General features: G+C 74.7%; 13 protein-coding genes. 7 read left to right on the top strand and 6 right to left on the bottom strand.

All coding sequences use genetic code 11. From position 1 onward, the window contains the following. Positions 1 to 35 precede the first annotated feature (35 nt). On the top strand, positions 36 to 803 hold the full coding sequence (hisF, locus tag ABZV78_RS12015; protein WP_355637853.1) for an imidazole glycerol phosphate synthase subunit HisF: 768 nt from the start codon (positions 36 to 38) through the stop codon (positions 801 to 803). 61 nt (positions 804 to 864) lie between these two features. Here hisF and ABZV78_RS12010 read toward each other — a convergent pair whose 3' ends face one another. Together ABZV78_RS12010 and ABZV78_RS12005 are read right to left on the bottom strand one after the other, a co-directional pair. Beyond that, complete coding sequence (locus ABZV78_RS12010) at positions 865 to 1,326, bottom strand: hypothetical protein (protein ID WP_355637851.1); 462 nt, start codon at positions 1,324 to 1,326, stop codon at positions 865 to 867. 140 nt (positions 1,327 to 1,466) lie between these two features. Next, complete coding sequence (locus ABZV78_RS12005) at positions 1,467 to 2,132, bottom strand: hypothetical protein (protein WP_355637849.1); 666 nt, start codon at positions 2,130 to 2,132, stop codon at positions 1,467 to 1,469. Positions 2,133 to 2,190: 58 nt separating this feature from the next. Between ABZV78_RS12005 and ABZV78_RS12000 the strand changes: the two genes are divergently transcribed. The 3 genes from ABZV78_RS12000 (at position 2,191) to ABZV78_RS11990 (ending at position 6,370) form a co-directional block, all read left to right on the top strand. Further along, on the top strand, positions 2,191 to 3,648 hold the full coding sequence (locus ABZV78_RS12000) for a PLP-dependent aminotransferase family protein (RefSeq protein WP_355637847.1): 1,458 nt from the start codon (positions 2,191 to 2,193) through the stop codon (positions 3,646 to 3,648). A 68-nt stretch (positions 3,649 to 3,716) separates the two neighbouring features. Continuing rightward, entirely contained in the window at positions 3,717 to 4,994 is a 1,278-nt protein-coding gene (locus ABZV78_RS11995; protein ID WP_355637846.1) for a low temperature requirement protein A, read from the top strand. 104 nt (positions 4,995 to 5,098) lie between these two features. Continuing rightward, entirely contained in the window at positions 5,099 to 6,370 is a 1,272-nt protein-coding gene (locus ABZV78_RS11990; RefSeq protein WP_355637888.1) for a low temperature requirement protein A, read from the top strand. A gap of 72 nt (positions 6,371 to 6,442) precedes the next feature. On the opposite strand, the gene ABZV78_RS11985 is transcribed toward ABZV78_RS11990, so the two are convergent. From ABZV78_RS11985 to ABZV78_RS11975, 3 genes are all read right to left on the bottom strand, one after another. Then, on the bottom strand, positions 6,443 to 8,269 hold the full coding sequence (locus tag ABZV78_RS11985) for a long-chain fatty acid--CoA ligase (protein WP_355637844.1): 1,827 nt from the start codon (positions 8,267 to 8,269) through the stop codon (positions 6,443 to 6,445). A 141-nt stretch (positions 8,270 to 8,410) separates the two neighbouring features. Beyond that, positions 8,411 to 9,361: a terpene synthase gene (locus ABZV78_RS11980; RefSeq protein WP_355637842.1), complete on the bottom strand. Its 951-nt coding sequence runs from the start codon at positions 9,359 to 9,361 to the stop codon at positions 8,411 to 8,413. A 124-nt stretch (positions 9,362 to 9,485) separates the two neighbouring features. Then, complete coding sequence (locus ABZV78_RS11975) at positions 9,486 to 10,115, bottom strand: TIGR03085 family metal-binding protein (protein WP_355637840.1); 630 nt, start codon at positions 10,113 to 10,115, stop codon at positions 9,486 to 9,488. Between the two features lie 217 nt (positions 10,116 to 10,332). Between ABZV78_RS11975 and ABZV78_RS11970 the strand changes: the two genes are divergently transcribed. Both ABZV78_RS11970 and ABZV78_RS11965 read left to right on the top strand, forming a co-directional pair. Then, complete coding sequence (locus ABZV78_RS11970; protein WP_355637839.1) at positions 10,333 to 12,207, top strand: ABC transporter ATP-binding protein; 1,875 nt, start codon at positions 10,333 to 10,335, stop codon at positions 12,205 to 12,207. Next, positions 12,204 to 13,979: an ABC transporter ATP-binding protein gene (locus ABZV78_RS11965; RefSeq protein ID WP_355637837.1), complete on the top strand. Its 1,776-nt coding sequence runs from the start codon at positions 12,204 to 12,206 to the stop codon at positions 13,977 to 13,979. The genes ABZV78_RS11970 and ABZV78_RS11965 overlap by 4 nt, the downstream gene beginning before the upstream one ends. Before the next feature lie 47 nt (positions 13,980 to 14,026). Here the strand turns inward: ABZV78_RS11965 and rpsD are convergent, their stop codons facing one another. Beyond that, the gene (gene rpsD / locus ABZV78_RS11960; protein ID WP_355637835.1) at positions 14,027 to 14,635 is read right to left on the bottom strand and encodes a 30S ribosomal protein S4; all 609 of its coding nucleotides are present in this window, start codon (positions 14,633 to 14,635) and stop codon (positions 14,027 to 14,029) included. Between the two features lie 68 nt (positions 14,636 to 14,703). Between rpsD and ABZV78_RS11955 the strand changes: the two genes are divergently transcribed. After that, on the top strand, positions 14,704 to 15,450 hold the full coding sequence (locus tag ABZV78_RS11955) for a DUF2470 domain-containing protein (RefSeq protein ID WP_355637833.1): 747 nt from the start codon (positions 14,704 to 14,706) through the stop codon (positions 15,448 to 15,450). Positions 15,451 to 15,453 lie beyond the last annotated feature (3 nt).

Genomic DNA, 15,453 nt, shown 5'->3' with positions numbered 1-15,453 from the left:
GCCACCGCCGCGGCCGCGTTGGATAGGCTCGCCGCATGACGGTGGCGGTACGGGTGATCCCGTGTCTGGACGTGGACGCCGGGCGGGTGGTCAAGGGGGTCAACTTCCTCGACCTGCGCGACGCCGGCGACCCGGTCGAGCTGGCGGCCGCGTACGACCGGGCCGGGGCGGACGAGCTGACCTTCCTCGACGTCACCGCCTCCAGCAGCGACCGCGGCACCATGCTCGACGTGGTGCGGCGCACCGCCGAGTCGGTCTTCATCCCGCTCACCGTCGGCGGCGGCGTCCGCCAGGTCGCCGACGTCGACACCCTGCTGCGCGCCGGCGCGGACAAGGTCGGGGTGAACACCGCGGCCATCGCCCGCCCCGAGCTGATCGCCGAGATCGCCGACCGGTTCGGCCGCCAGGTGCTGGTGCTCTCCCTCGACGTACGCCGCGCGCCGGCGGGCACGACGCCCAGCGGCTTCGAGGTGACCACCCACGGCGGGCGCCGGGGCACCGGCCTCGACGCGGTCGAGTGGGCGGCGCGCGGCGCCGAACTGGGCGCGGGGGAGATCCTGCTCAACTCGATGGACGCCGACGGCACCAAGGCCGGCTTCGACCTGCCGCTGATCGAGGCGGTCCGCGCGGTCGTCGACGTGCCGGTGATCGCCAGCGGCGGGGCCGGCCAGGTGGCCCACTTCCCGCCGGCCATCGGCGCGGGCGCCGACGCGGTGCTCGCGGCCAGCGTCTTCCACTTCGGTGAGCTGACCGTCGGCGAGGTCAAGGACGCCCTGCGCGGCGCCGGCCACCCGGTCCGCTAGAAAGCGCCGGTCAAGGACGCCCTGCGCGGCGCCGGCCCCCCGGTCCGGCAGCAAGCGCCGGTCAGGGGCGGCCGGAGTGGCCCTCGGGGGAGCGGCGTGGCATCGGGATCGAGCGGACCACGTACTCCTGGACCGCGGCGGCGTGGTCGTCCTCGTCCAGGCGCCAGTCGGACTCGCCGGGGGTGGGGCGTCGGCTCAGCACGCCCTGCACGGTGTCCACCGTGGTGCCCAGCCCGGCGCTGGGCCGGGTGCGCCAGAGCCGCTCGCCGTCCGGGGTGACCCGGAACCAGCCGTCGGTGACGCTGACCAGGCCCGCGCCGGCGAGCCGGCGGACCGCACCCTCCACCTCGTGCCGCTCGGGGATGGCCTGGTTGAGGTGGTCGGCGGTGGAGAGGACGTCGGCGAGGCGCACGCCCTCCGGGCGCCGGGTGGCGGCGGCCCGGCGGTGCCGACCGGCGCCGCTCGCGATGACAAGTGAGACGAAGATCCAGGCGTCGCTCCAACGCCAACCGTTCTCCCCCATGAACGCATGATGCCCGGCGACGACGGCGGAGAAAACACCCGGTTTCGCTCCCGGACGTCGCCGCAGCTCAGCGACGTCCGGGGCGTCCCACCGTGTGGCGGTCGGCGCGGTGGAGGTGACGCTGCGTGGTCGACGGCGGGTCAGGCCGTCTCGCCGGCCGGCCGCGGCGCGCAGGGGACCGCCGGCTCGTCGGCCGGTCGGGCCGGCACCGCGAAGATCGGGATGAAGAACTGGGCGAGCGGCCCGATGGCCAGCGCGTACGCGACGGTGCCCAGGCCCACGGTGCCGCCGAGCAGCCAGCCCAGGCTCAGCACGGTCACCTCGATGACGGTCCGGACCAGTCGGATGGAGTAGCGGGGCCGGCGGGCGGTCCAGCCGGTCATCAGGCCGTCGCGCGGGCCGGGGCCGAGCCCGGCGCCCAGGTAGAGGCCGGTGGCGGCGCCGTTGGCGACGATGCCGACGACCAGCAGGGTGGCGCGGACCGGCAGGCCGTCGCCGGGCGGCAGGACGGCCAGGGTGGCGTCGACGACCAGCCCGATCACCACGACGTTGCTGATGGTGCCGAGGCCGGGGCGCTGCCGCAGCGGGATCCAGAGCAGCAGCACGAGCGCGCCGACCGCGATGGTGACGGTGCCGAACGAGAGGTGGGTCTGCCGGGCGAGCCCCTGGTGGAACACGTCCCACGGGTCGAGCCCGAGGCCGGACCGGATCATCAGCGCCATGCTGATCCCGTAGAGGGCGAGCCCGGCGTAGAGCTGGATGAGCCGCCGGGTCGGCCGGTACCGCAGATTGCCAATTTGTGCCATGCATGCCACCCTAGGGGCCAATCCTGCCCGTGATAGAGCCAATTTAGGAGGGGTGGCCATGACGAGCCAGGTGCGTGGCGTCCAATTGGCTCGGCTCCTCGGGCAATGGCATGCCCTGCCGGGCCGCCGGCGGAGCCCGGACTACGCGGCGCTCGCCGCCGCGGTCCGCGGGCTGCTCGCCGACGGCCGGCTCCCGCTCGGGGTGCGCCTGCCGGCCGAGCGGGACCTGGCCGAGGCGCTGCGGATCAGCCGGACCACGGTCACGGCCGCCTACCGGGAGCTGCGGGAGACCGGCCACCTGGCCAGCCGGCGGGGCGCCGGGAGCTGGACCATGCTCCCGGGCACCCACCGGGTGGCCAGCACCGGGCTCTGGACCCCGCTGGACGACCGGGACATGATCGACCTGGGGGTGGCCGCGCTCTCCGCCCCGGCGCAGCTCGTGCCGGCGGCCCGGGCGGCCGCCGAGGACCTGCCGCGCTACCTCGGCGGGGCCGGCTACCACCCCACCGGCATCATCGAGTTGCGCGAGGCGGTGGCCCGCTCATACACCGACCGCGGGCTGCCGACCAGCCCGGAGCAGATCATGGTGACCAGCGGCACCCAGCACGCGCTGGACCTGGTGCTGCGGCTGGCCCTGTCGCCCGGCGGCGGGGTGCTGGTGGAGTCCCCGACCTATCCGAACGCGCTCGCCGCGCTCTCCGCCCGGCGGGCCCGGATCACCACCCACGGGCTTGCCGCGGACGGGGAGGGCTGGGACGCCGACCTGCTGCTGGGCAGCATCCGGCAGACCCGGCCGAAGCTGGCGTACGTGATCCCCGAGTTCCACAACCCGACCGGCCACCTGATGGCGACCGACCTGCGCGAGCGGCTGGTCGGCGCGGCGCACGCCGCCGGGACCGACCTCGTCGTGGACGAGTCCTTCGTGGACCTGCCGCTGGACGGCACCCCGCTGCCGCCGCCGGTGGCCACCTTCGACCGGCACTCCCGGGTGATCAGCATCGGCGGGATGAGCAAGCCGTACTGGGGTGGGCTGCGGATCGGCTGGGTCCGGGCGTCCGCCCCGCAGGTGCAACGGCTGGCCGCCGCCCGGGTCGGCGTGGACATGGCCAGCCCGGTGCTCGACCAGCTCGTCGCGGTGCACCTGCTGGCCGAGGGCCCGAGCATCGTGGCCGCCCGGCGGGTCCAGCTCGCCGCCCAGCGGGACGCCCTGGTGAAGGCGATGGCCGACCGGCTGCCCGACTGGCGGGTCACCGTGCCGCGCGGCGGCGTGACGCTCTGGGTGGAGCTCGACGGCCCGATCTCCAGCGCGCTGGCCCGGGCCGCCGAGGAGGTCGGCGTACGCCTGGCGCCCGGACCCCGGTTCGGCCTGGACGGCACCCTGGAGCGGTTCCTCCGGCTGCCCTTCACCCTGCCCGCCGCGGACCTGGTGGAGGCCGTCGGCCGGCTCGCCGCGGTCCGCTACGACCTGGACCGGACCGGCCGCCCGCAGTGGCGGGAGCCCTCCGTCATCGCCTGACCCCGGCCGTGGCGCGCCGGGCGCGCGGGGGACAGCGCCCCGGCCGCGCGGCTGCCAGACTGGCCGCCGTGACGGACGGGACACGGCGCGGGCCACGGATGCGGGTGATGACCGAGGGCGCCTCGGTCACCCCGCTGGAACTCTTCTTCGACCTGGTGTTCGTCTACGCGCTCACCCAGGTGACCGCGCTGATGGCGGCCGACCTGACCTGGCCCGGCGTGGGTCGGGGCCTGCTGGTGCTGGCCCTGCTCTGGTGGTGCTGGTGCTGCTACGCCTGGCTCGGCAACACCGTCCGGGCCGACGAGGGCGTGGTCCGGGTGGTGCTCTTCGCGGTGATCGCCACCATGTTCGTGGTCGCCGAGACCATCCCGGAGGCCTTCGTCGACCTGCCCGGCGGGCTCTCCGGCCCGGTCGTCTTCGCCGCCTGCTACCTGGTCGTCCGGGTGCTGCACCTGACCATCTACTGGTACGCCGCCCGCGGCGACGGCGGGCTGCGCCGACAGCTGGTGCGGGCCGCCCTGCCGATGCTGGGTGGGGCGGTGCTGCTCTTCGCCGCCGCGCTGCTGCCCCCGTCTCTCACCGACGACCCGGGGCGGGTCGTCGCGCTGCGCACCCTGCTCTGGGTGCTCGCCCTCGCCGTCGACTACGGCGGCATCATGGCCATCGGCGCGGCGGGCTGGCAGATCTTCTCCGCCGCGCACTGGACGGAGCGGCACGGCCTGATCATCATCGTGGCGCTGGGGGAGTCCCTGGTCGCCATCGGCGTCGGGATCACCGCGCTGCCGATCTCCTGGCCGATCATCGTGGCCTCGTTCCTCGGCGTCACGGTGGCGGCGGCGCTGTGGTGGGCGTACTTCGACGTGGTGGCGATCGCCGCCGAGCGGGTGCTGGCCCGGGCGCGGGGCGCCGAGCGGGCCGCGCTGGGCCGGGACTCCTACACCTACCTGCACCTGCCGATGGTCACCGGGATCATCCTGCTGGCCCTGGGCCTCAAGAAGGTGCTGGCGTACGTCGGGGACGAGAGCCACCACCGGCTCACCGATCCGCTACACGGGCTGGGCCTGCTCGCCCTCTACGGCGGCGTGATCGTCTACCTGCTCGGGCACCTGGGTTTCCGGCTCCGCAACATGCGCTCGGTCAACTGGCCGAGAGCCGCCACCACGGTGCTGCTGGTGCTGCTCCTGCCGGTGGCCGACCACCTGCCGGCGCTGGCGGCGCTGGGGTTGCTCGCCGTGGTCTGCGCCGGGATGGTGGTGACCGAGATGGTGCTCTTCGGCGCGGCCCGCCGCGCGCTGCGCGACGAGTTCCTGGACGAGCACGGCGCCGGCGGCGCACCCGGGCGCTAGGCTGCCCGTTCCGGTACGGATCCGCCGATCGGCTCCGGCGCCGGCCGGGAACTGCGCAGACTGCCGGGGTGGGGAACGGCGGGGGTGCGCGGTGGTCGCGTGTGGTGCGGCCCGGCGCGCCGGGCTCCCGGACGACCCGGCTGGAGCTCTTCTACGACCTGGTCTTCGTCCTCGCGTTCCTCAACGTCACGAGCCTGACCGCCACCATCCCCACGCCGGTGAACCTCTATCGCTGCCTGCTGGTGCTGGCGCTGCTCTGGTGGTCGTGGACCGGCTTCGCCCGGCTCGGCAACGCGGTCCGCGCGGACCAGGGCCTGCTGCCGCTGGTCGGCTTCCTCACGGTGGCCGCGACCTTTCTGCTGGTGCTCAGCGTGCCCGGCGCGTTCGTCGACCAGCCCGGCGGGCTGAACGGGCCGCTGGTCTTCGCGGGCTGCTACTTCTTCATCCGGATGGCCCAGCTCGCGGTCTTCGCCTGGGTGGACCGGGCGGACGCGGTCCTGCGTCAGCGGCTGCTGCTGCGCGCCACGCCGCCGGCCGTGGCCACCGTGCTGCTGGTGGTCGGCGGCACGCTGCCCCAGCGGCTCGACGACCGGCCGCTCGCCGTGGCGCTGCAGTTGGCGCTCTGGACCGTCGCGCTGCTGGTCGAGTACGTCGGCGGGGTGACCCTGGCCGGGCGGTGGTGGGTGGTGGTCTCCGCCGGGCACTGGGCGGAACGGCACGCCCTCATGGTGCTGGTCGCGCTCGGCGAGTCGATCATCGCGCTCGGGCTCGGCCCGAAGACCGGGCTGCCGCTCACCCGCCCGGTGGCGGTCGCCGCGCTGCTCGGCGTCCTGGTCGTGGCCGCGCTCTGGTGGGCGTACTTCGACACCCTGGCGTTCGCGCTGGAGCAGGCGCTGCACCACGCCCGGGACGCGGACGCCCGGCTCCGGCTGGCCCGGGACGTCTACACGTTCCTGCACCTGCCGATCGTCGCCGGCATCATCTTCTTCGCCCTCGGTCTCAAGGATCTGCTCGCCGAGTCGGCCAGCCCGGCCACCCCCACCTGGGGCGAGCCGCTGGGCGGCTTCTGGGTCACGGTCTTCTACGGCGGGGTGGGCCTCTACCTGCTCAGCCTCGCCGGTTGCGCGCTGGTGGCGCTGCGGGAGGTGCACCGGCCGCTGCTGGTCACGGTCGTGGTGCTCGCCGCCGTCGCCCCGTTCGCCGCCCGGATCCCGGAGCTGGCCGCGCTGGGGCTGCTGGCCGTGCTCACCACCATCGGGGTGCTCGCGGAGACGTTCAGCGAGGACGGCCGGCGGCGCCAGGTCCGGCAGCTCGCGCTGGAGGAGCAGCTCGCCACGGAGGCGGACCAGAGCCACTGGCGCCAGGGGCACCTCTGACCCGGCACGGGAAGCGCGGCGGCGGCCGTGCCCCGGGACGGAGGGGCACGGCCGCCGGGCGGTGCGGGCCGGCTAGAGCTCGGCCAGGGTGCCCGCGTACATCTTGTCGATCTCGTCGGCGAAGTTGGTCTCCACGCTCCGGCGCTTGATCTTCAGCGACGGGGTGACCTCGCCGTCCTCGATGGTGAGGTCCCGGGGGAGGATGGCCACCTTCTTGATCGTCTCCCAGCGGTTCAGCTTGCCGTTCAGCTCGGCCACGTAGCCCTCGACCATGGCCTGCGCCTCCGGCGAGGTGACGATCGCGGTGTAGTCGCGGCCCTCCAGCGGCGTGCCGGCGGCCCACGCCTTGATCGCGTCCGGGTCGAGCGTGACCAGCATGGTGCAGTAGTTGCGCGCCTGCCCGATCACCACCGCCTGCGAGGTGTACGGGCAGACGGCCTTGAACATGCCCTCGATGTGCGACGGCGCGATGTACTTGCCGCCGGAGGTCTTGACCAGGTCCTTCTTCCGGTCGGTGATGCACAGGTAGCCGTCGTCGTCGAGGGTGCCGATGTCCCCGGTGCGGAAGAAGCCGTCCTCGGTGAACGAGGCCGCGGTCTCCTCGGGCAGGTTGTGGTAGCCGCGCATGACCGGCTTGCCCCGGACCAGGATCTCGCCGTCGGTGTCGAGCCGGCACTCCAGGTCGCCCATGGCCCGGCCGACGCTGCCGATCTTCAGCCCGCCGGGCGGGTTCACGAACGCGCCGGCGCTGGTCTCGGTGAGCCCGTAGCCCTCCGAGATGGGCAGGTTGGCCGCGGCGAAGAAGGTGCCGATCTCCTTGCTCAGCGGCGCCGCGCCGGAGACCAGCACCCGCATCCGGCCGCCGAGCCGGGCCTGGAGCTTACTGAACACCAGCTTCTCGGCCAGCGCGTACTTGAGCTTCAGGCCGGCGGGGACCGGCTTGCCGGCCTGCTCCAGCGCGACCTTCTCCTTGCCCACGGCGACGCCCCAGGCGAAGATCTTCGCCTTCGCGCCGCCGGCGCCCTGTGCCGTGGTCACGGCCTTGTTGTAGACCTTCTCGAAGACCCGGGGCGCGCCGCACATGAGCGTCGGCCGGATCACCCCGAGCAGGTCGACCAGCTTGTCCACCCGCCCGTCGACGTAGGTGGGCAGGCCGACGTGGGTGGCGCCGCAGAGCAGCGTCTTGCCGAACGAGTGGGACAGCGGCAACCACAGGTACTGCAGGTCGTCGACGCGCAGCAGGCCCAGCTCGGCCTGCGCCACACCCTCCCAGCACCAGCCGCCGTGCAGCAGCTCGACGCCCTTGGGCCGGCCGGTGGTGCCCGAGGTGTAGATCAGGGTGGCCAGGTGGTCCGGGCCGATCCCCGCGACCAGCATGTCGATCAGGTCGGGCTCGTTCTCCAGGGCCCGGGCCCCCCGCTCCTCCAGCTCGGCCAGGGTGAGCTGCGGGACGGAGGCGGCCGGATCGGGCGCGCCGTCGAAGAGCACGACGTGGGTCAGCGCCGGCACCGCCGTGCCGGCGATCTTCGCCGCCTGGGTGGGGTTCTCGGCGAAGAGCACCTTCGACCCGGAGTCGGCGACGATGTAGGTCGCGTCGTCCGGCTCGGTGGTCGGGTAGACGGTGGTGGTGGCCCCGCCGGCACACATGATCCCGAAGTCGGCGAGCACCCACTCCAGGCGGGTGTTGGCCAGGATCGCCACCGGGTCCTCCAGGCCGACGCCGAGCCCGTGCAAGCCGGCGGCGATCGCCTTGGCGCGCTGCCCGACCTGGTCCCACGTCAGCCAGACCGGCCCCGAGTCGTCCGGGGCGGGATGGGCGAACGCGTGGCGGTCGGGGGAGTCCGCCACACGCTTGAGGAACATGTCGGGTACGGAACGGTACGGTACATCGAGAGCCATCGCTGTAGCCGCCTTCGAGGGTGGAGGGACGTGACGGGGGTCACGCCATTCTGCGGTTACCGAAGAGTATTGCCTCGACCCGGGTAGCGGCTAGCCCTGTTGGCCTGCGGCGATCCGCGTCCCGGGAGGTGGAACGCGCGTTCAGGCGTACCGGGTGGCGGCGCGGGACCAGTCGTAGGTGGCCCGGATCCAGTTCCGTCGGGTGGCGAGGAAGGCCCGCACCCCGTCGTCGCCCGTGGCGGCCTGCGCCGCGTCCCGCTCGGCGTACGCCGCCAGGGCCTCGTTGAACCGGGTGGCCGCCGCGCGCAACGCCGGCTCCTCGCCCTGCCCGGTCTCGCTGGCGATCGTGGTCACCAGGTTGTGCGCGTCCGGGCCGGTCGCCCGCTCCTTGTCATAGGAGAAGAGGTCGTTGCACCAGCAGACCAGGTCGGTGGCGAGCGCATCCAGGTCGGCCAGCGTCGGGTCCGCCCGTCGGCCGGGGTCGGACCGCTCCGGGTGCGCCAGGTCGGTCACCGTGAAGCTGGGCCGGACGCCCCCGGTGTGCCGGCGCATCTGCACGTACTCGGCCACCCCGGGCACCCGGCGGTGCTCCCGGTTGGCCGCCTCCCAGAGCAGCGCCAGCAGGTACTCCCGCAACTGGCTGACCAGCCTCAACAGCAGGCCCGGCCGCTTCCGCTCGCGGACCCGCCGGCACAGGTCGTCCAGCGCCACGGCGAGCGGGCCGGCGCCCGCCGGGGGCGGCACGGCCGGGTCGCCGTGCCGGTCGAGGACCTCCAGCAGCGCCGCCACGGTCGGCGCCAGCCGGGTCGGGCTGGCGCCCAGGCCGTCCTCGTCGCAGGCGTCGTCCATCACGAACAGCCAGCTGATCAGGTCGGCGAGCAGCCGCAGGCCGTCGACCGACGCGTCGGGGCAGGCCCGTCCGGCCAGCTCCACCGGGTGGGCGCCGGCCAGCCGGCGCAGCCCGGCCGGGGTGTCGATCAGGCCCAGGTCGCCCACCCAGTCGGCGCTCTCCCCGGCGACCAGCTCGACGGCGGCGTGCCGGCGCGCCGGGAAGGGGGGTTCGTGCAGTGCCGAGAGCGCGAAGCCTCGCATCCGTCTCCCCTGTCCCGCCGCCCCGGGGTTGGGCGGCGGCAGGAGCGTACGGCAGCCGGGATCGGCCACCGTCGCTGGCCCGAGGCGGTTCCCGCCGGGCCGGCGACGGGGCCGGCACGCCCGGTCAGAGGCCCAGGCTGGCCGCCCGCAACCGCTCCGCCGGCTCGGCCGGGCCGTCCACCTGGACCCGGGCCACCCGCTGCCGGCCGGAGACGAACAGCACCAGCTCGCCCGGGGCGCCCACCACCCGCAGCCGCTCGCCGCCGCGACCGACGGCGCGCTCGCCGTAGCCGGGGGCCTGGATCAGCAGGTCGGCCGGGAAGCGCCGCAACGCCAGCCGGGCCAGCACGGCGGCCCGCTTCCAGAGCGCCGCCTGCTGCCGGGCCGGCAGGTCGCGGGGGAGCCAACCGGGTCGGGCCCGGCGCACGTCCTCGTGGTGGATGAAGAACTCCAGGCCGTTGGCGAGCTCGTCGGTGAGCGGGTTGCTCACCGGGCTCCACAGCGGCGGGCGGCGGACCCGGGCCACCAGGTCCGCGTACGGCCCGGCGGCCACCCGCCGGCGGACCGCCTCGCCGTGCCCGCGCAGCGGCGGCAGCAGGATGCCGCCCGCCGCGTCCGGCCGGCGCTCCCGCACCAGCAGGTGCGCCGCCAGGTCACGGGTGGTCCACCCGTCGTTGACCGTCGGCGCGTCCGGTCCCAGCTCCAGCATCAGGTCGGCGAGCGCCTCGCGCTCCGCTCGGGCGTACCGCGGCATGGCCCGATCGTAGGCCCGGCGGGGCCGGTCGGGGTGCCCGGCGCGGCCCGGCGCCGGCGTCCGCCGGCCGGCGGCCGGCCGGCCGCCCGGGCATCCGCCCTGGTGGGCGGGGTCGACCGGGAAGGAGTGACGGCGGACATATCGGGGCCGGGTCGGCGAAGCCGGTGTCGAGCGGTAAGGATGAGGGAGAAAACTGTCGCTTACGGCGGGGGAGAGCGTGGCGAGCAAGACAAGTCGGGACGTGCTCGGCAGGGGACTACGGGTACTCGGCCGGGCCATCCGGGAGCAGCCGCGCATCTTCGCGGTCGCGGTGGCCGGCAGCGTGCTCTTCGGCCTCATGGTGATCGCCAGCGCGTTCGTGGTCGGCGCGGTGGTCGGCAAGATCGTGGTCCCGGCGGTCGCCCGGGGCTCGGTGACCGGCGGCGCCCTGGCGCTCGCCGCGGCCGCGCTGTTCGGGATCAGCGTGCTGCGGGTGGTCGGCATCTTCGGCCGCCGGCTGGGCGCCGGCTACATGCAGTACCGGCTCCAGGCCGCCTACCGCCGCCGGGTCACCCGCCGCTACCTCGACCTGCCGCTGGCCTGGCACCACCGCAACGCCACCGGCACCCTGCTCTCCAACGCCAACTCCGACGTGGAGGCCGCCTGGTACCCGATCGCGCCGCTGCCCTTCGCCGTCGGCACCCTGGTGATGCTCGTCGGCGCGGTGGTGTCGCTCTTCCTCACCGACTGGGCCCTCGCGCTGGTCGGCCTCGCCGTGTTCCCGGCGCTGTTCGCGCTCAACGTGGTCTACTCCCGCCGGATGGCGCCCCGCCAGGCCCGCGCGCAGCGGCTGCGCGCCGAGGTCAGCGGCATCGCCCACGAGAGCTTCGACGGCGCCCTGGTGGTCAAGACGATGGGTCGCGAGGCCCAGGAGACCGCCCGGTTCGCGGCCCGGGCCGGCGACCTGCGCGACGCGCTGATCTCCGTGGGCAGGCTCCGCGGCGTCTTCGACCCGATGCTGGAGACGCTGCCCAGCCTCGGCACGCTGGCCGTGCTGGTGGTCGGCGCGATCCGGCTCCGGCAGGGCGCGATCACCGTGACCGAGCTGGTCAGCGTGGCCTTCCTCTTCACCGTGCTGGCCTTCCCGGTCCGGGCCATCGGCTGGGTGCTGGCCGAGCTGCCGCGCAGCGTCGCCGGCTGGGACCGGGTCCGCCGGGTCCTCGACGCCACCGGCGAGATGCCGTACGGCGAGGTGACCCTCGACCCGGCCACGCCGGCGCCGGCCACCCTCGCCTTCCACGACGTGCACTTCGGGTACGAGCCGGCCGAGGCGCACCTGCCCGGCACCGAGGTGCTCGGCGAGGTCACCTTCACCGTGCCGGCCGGTAAGACGGTCGCCCTGGTCGGGCCGACCGGCGCCGGCAAGTCCACCATCACCTCGCTGGCCGTGCGGCTGGTCGACCCGCGCACCGGCATGGTCACCCTCGACGGGATCGACGTGCGGGAGCTGACCGCTGCCTCGCTGGCCTCGACGGTGGCCCTGGTCGCCCAGGTGCCGTTCGTCTTCGACGACACCGTGCGCGCCAACATCACCCTGGACCGTGCCGGCATCGGCGACGAGGAGGTCTGGGCGGCGCTGCGGCTGGCCGAGGCGGACGGCTTCGTGGCCGCGCTGCCCGACGGGCTGGACACCATGGTCGGCGAGCGGGGCACGTCGCTCTCCGGCGGGCAGCGGCAGCGCCTCACTCTGGCCCGGGCGATCGCCGGCCGGCCCCGGCTGCTGGTGCTCGACGACGCCACCAGCGCCGTCGACCCGCGGGTGGAGGCGGCCATCCTGGCCGGCCTGCGCGCCCCGGCGGCGGGCGGTGCGCCCGCCTCGATCCTGGTGGTCGCCTACCGGCGGGCCACCATCGCGCTCGCCGACGAGGTGATCTACGTCGAGCACGGCCGGGTGCTGGCCCGCGGCACGCACACCGACCTGCTCGCCACCGTCCCCGGCTACGCCGACCTGGTCACGGCCTACGAGCAGGCCGAGCACGAACGCGAGCAGACCCGCACGTACGACGAGGTCACCCCGCTGACCTCCGGCCTGGAAGTCGAGGTTGACCGGTGACCAGTGTGGCTGCCGAACAGCGGACCGAGTCCACCTGGCGGACGCTGCGGCGCGGGCTGGCGCTCTCCCCGGAACTGAAGACCGGGCTGGCCGGCACCGTGGCGCTGGCCCTGATCTATATGATCGGCCGGGTCGCCGTGCCGGTGGCCGTGCAGCGCGGCATCGACCACGGCATCGTCGGCGGCCTCGACCTGGACGTGGTCACGCTGACCGTGGTGGTCACCGCCGCCGTGCTGGTGGTCACCACCACCTGCGGCTACCTGATGATGCGCCGGCTGTTCACGGTCAGCGAGACCGCGCTGGCCGGGGTGCGCACCCGCGCGTTCCGGCACGTGCACGACCTGTCCATGCTGCACCAGCAGTCCGAGCGGCGCGGCTCGCTGGTCTCCCGGGTCACCAGCGACGTCGACCAGATCACCCAGTTCCTCCAGTGGGGCGGCGTGATCCTGATCGTCAACCTGGGGCAGCTCGTGGTGACCACGGCCGTGATGCTGGCCTACTCCTGGCAGTTGACCCTCGTGGTGCTCGTCGCGTTCGCGCCGGCGGTGCTGGTGATCCGGCTGCTCCAGCGCCGGCTGGCCGGCGCCTACGGGCTGGTCCGGCAGCGGATGGGCACGCTGCTCGGCACCATCGGCGAGAGCGTGGTGGGTGCCCCGGTGATCCGGGCGTACGGGATCGCCGGGCGCACCGCCGGGCGGCTGGACGCGGCGATCGAGGGGCAGCGGCGGGCCCAGCAGAAGGCGATCCGGATCAGCATCCTGGGCAGCTCGGTCGGCGAGCTGGCGGCCGGCCTGGCCCTCGCGGGCGTGGTGGTGGTCGGGGTCAACCTCGGCGTCGACCGCACCCTGTCCATCGGCCAGCTCACCGCGTTCCTGTTCCTGGTGACGCTCTTCATCCAGCCCGTGCAGATCGCCACCGAGGTGCTCAACGAGGCGCAGAACGCGATCGCCGGCTGGCGTCGGGTGCTCGACGTGCTGGACGTCGCGCCGGACGTGGCCGACCCGGGGCGGCAGGGCCGGGAGCTGCCGCCCGGCCCGCTGGACATCCGCTTCGCCGGGGTGACCTTCGCCTACCCGGGCGGGCCGCCGGTGCTGCACGACGTGACGCTGGAGATCCCGGCGAAGAGCCGGGTGGCCGTGGTCGGCGAGACCGGCAGCGGCAAGACCACCTTCGCCAAGCTGCTCACCCGGCTGATGGACCCCACCGAGGGCGAGGTGCTGCTCTCCGGCGTCGCGCTGCGGGAGGTGCGCTTCGACTCGCTGCGCTCCCGGGTGGTGATGGTGCCGCAGGACGGTTTCCTCTTCGACACCACGGTCGGGGAGAACGTCCGCTTCGCCCGCCCGGAGCTGACCGACGCGCAGCTCACCGCCGCCTTCACCGAGCTGGGCCTGGCCGACTGGCTGGACGGGCTGCCGGCCGGGCTGGACACCCCGGTGGGCGAGCGCGGCGAGGCGCTCAGCGTCGGCGAGCGGCAGCTCGTCGCGCTGGCGCGGGCGTACGTGGCCGACCCCGACCTGCTGGTGCTCGACGAGGCGACCAGCGCCGTGGACCCGGCCACCGAGGTGCGCCTCCAGCGCACCCTGGACGCGGTCACCCGGGGCCGGACGACGCTGGCCATCGCCCACCGGCTCTCCACCGCCCAGGCCGCCGACGAGGTGATCGTGGTGGACCGGGGGCGGGTCGTGCAGCGCGGCCCGCACGACGAGCTGCTGCGGGATCCGGAGTCGGTCTACGCCCTGCTCTACGCCTCCTGGTTGGAACAGACCCGCTGATCGTCGCGGGTCCACCTGGGCTGGAACAGACCCGCTGATCTTGCGGGTCAGCGGGAGTAGAACTCCACCACGAGCTGCTCGTCGCAGATGACCGGCACCTCGCGCCGGGCCGGCTCGCGCAGCAGGGTGGCCCGCAGCCCGCTCAGCTCCACCGACAGGTACGGCCGGGGGCTCTCGTCGGCGTGCGCCCCGGCGGCGGCGAGCTGGAACGGCGGCAGCGTCCGGCTGCGCTCGCGGACCGCGACCACCTGGCCCGGGCGGAGCCGGTAGGAGGGCCGGTCCACCTTGCGGCCGTCGACGGTGAAGTGGCCGTGCGCGACGAGCTGGCGCGCCTGGTAGATGCTGCGGGCCAGCCCGGACCGGAGCACCACCGCGTCGAGCCGCCGCTCCAGGAGGGCGACCAGGGTCTCGCCGGTCTTCCCGGCGCCCCGGACCGCGTCGTCGAACGCCCGCCGGAGCTGGCCCTCGCTGACGTTGTACTGGTGGCGCAGCCGCTGCTTCTCCAGCAGCCGCACCTGGTAGTCGGAGGTGCCGCGCCGGGACCGGCCGTGCACGCCCGGCGGGTAGGGGCGCCGCTCGAAGTACCGCACGCACTTGCGGGTCAGCGGGATGCCCAGGGACCGGGAGAGCCGGGCCTTGGGCCGGGGGTGGTTCACGTCGACGTCTCCGATCGGATGGTCTAGCCTGCTACTTAGGTAAGCCTAACCTATTATGAGGAGGGATCATGCGGCCCAGCCCGGCGGAGATCGTGCGTACCCTGGTCGCGGGCCGGCTGCCCGCCCTCGTCCACCTGGCCCGGCGCCCCGGTCCGCACCAGGCCCGGCATGTCACCGACCCGGACGGGCGGGTCCTGCTGCTGGTGCCGGTGGTCAGCGACCTGGCCGCGGCGCTGGTCCCGCCGGACGGCGACACCGAGGTGGCCACCGTGCTGGACGTGCTCGACCTCCCGCCCGCCGCCGGCGCGCCGTCGCTCGGCCGGGCCTGGGTCTCCGGGTGGGCCGCCCGCCTCGACGGCGACGAGGCCCGCAACGCCGCGGTGGACTTCGCCACCGTGCAGCCCACCGGCGACCTGCTCGACGTGGGCATCCGCTTCCACCTGCACCGCTTCGAGGTGGTCGAGGCCCGCTGGGAACGCGCCGGCGCCACCCGCCGGATCGACCCCGACGCGTACGCGGAGGCCGAGCCCGATCCGCTGCACCCGGTCGAGGCGGAGCTGCTGGCCGACCTCGCCGACCACCACGGCGACCAGGTGGCCGCCTACCTGCGCGGGCGGCTGGGCCTCGCCGGGTCCGAGGCCGGCGGCCCGCCCCGGGTGGTCCGGATCGACCGGTACGGGCTGCTGGTCTCCCACGGCCGGCCCGGCGCCCGTCGCCGCACCCGGCTCGCCTTCGCTTCCCCGGTCGCCGACCCGGCCGAGCTGGCCCGGCTCCTGCACCCGATGCTCTGCCCGCGCGCCGCCGGCCGCGCCTGACGG

Origin of the sequence: Micromonospora sp. NPDC004540, from assembly GCF_040610095.1 — a bacterium.
GTDB lineage: Bacteria > Actinomycetota > Actinomycetes > Mycobacteriales > Micromonosporaceae > Micromonospora.
This window is presented reverse-complemented; position numbering and strand designations above follow the sequence as displayed.

Coding starts and splice junctions, on each gene's coding strand:
- hisF (WP_355637853.1), top strand. CDS start 36: ATGACGGTGGCGGTACGGGTGATCCCGTGTCTGGACGTGGACGCCGGG.
- ABZV78_RS12010 (WP_355637851.1), bottom strand. CDS start 1,326: ATGGGGGAGAACGGTTGGCGTTGGAGCGACGCCTGGATCTTCGTCTCA.
- ABZV78_RS12005 (WP_355637849.1), bottom strand. CDS start 2,132: ATGGCACAAATTGGCAATCTGCGGTACCGGCCGACCCGGCGGCTCATC.
- ABZV78_RS12000 (WP_355637847.1), top strand. CDS start 2,191: ATGACGAGCCAGGTGCGTGGCGTCCAATTGGCTCGGCTCCTCGGGCAA.
- ABZV78_RS11985 (WP_355637844.1), bottom strand. CDS start 8,269: ATGGCTCTCGATGTACCGTACCGTTCCGTACCCGACATGTTCCTCAAG.
- ABZV78_RS11980 (WP_355637842.1), bottom strand. CDS start 9,361: ATGCGAGGCTTCGCGCTCTCGGCACTGCACGAACCCCCCTTCCCGGCG.
- ABZV78_RS11975 (WP_355637840.1), bottom strand. CDS start 10,115: ATGCCGCGGTACGCCCGAGCGGAGCGCGAGGCGCTCGCCGACCTGATG.
- ABZV78_RS11955 (WP_355637833.1), top strand. CDS start 14,704: ATGCGGCCCAGCCCGGCGGAGATCGTGCGTACCCTGGTCGCGGGCCGG.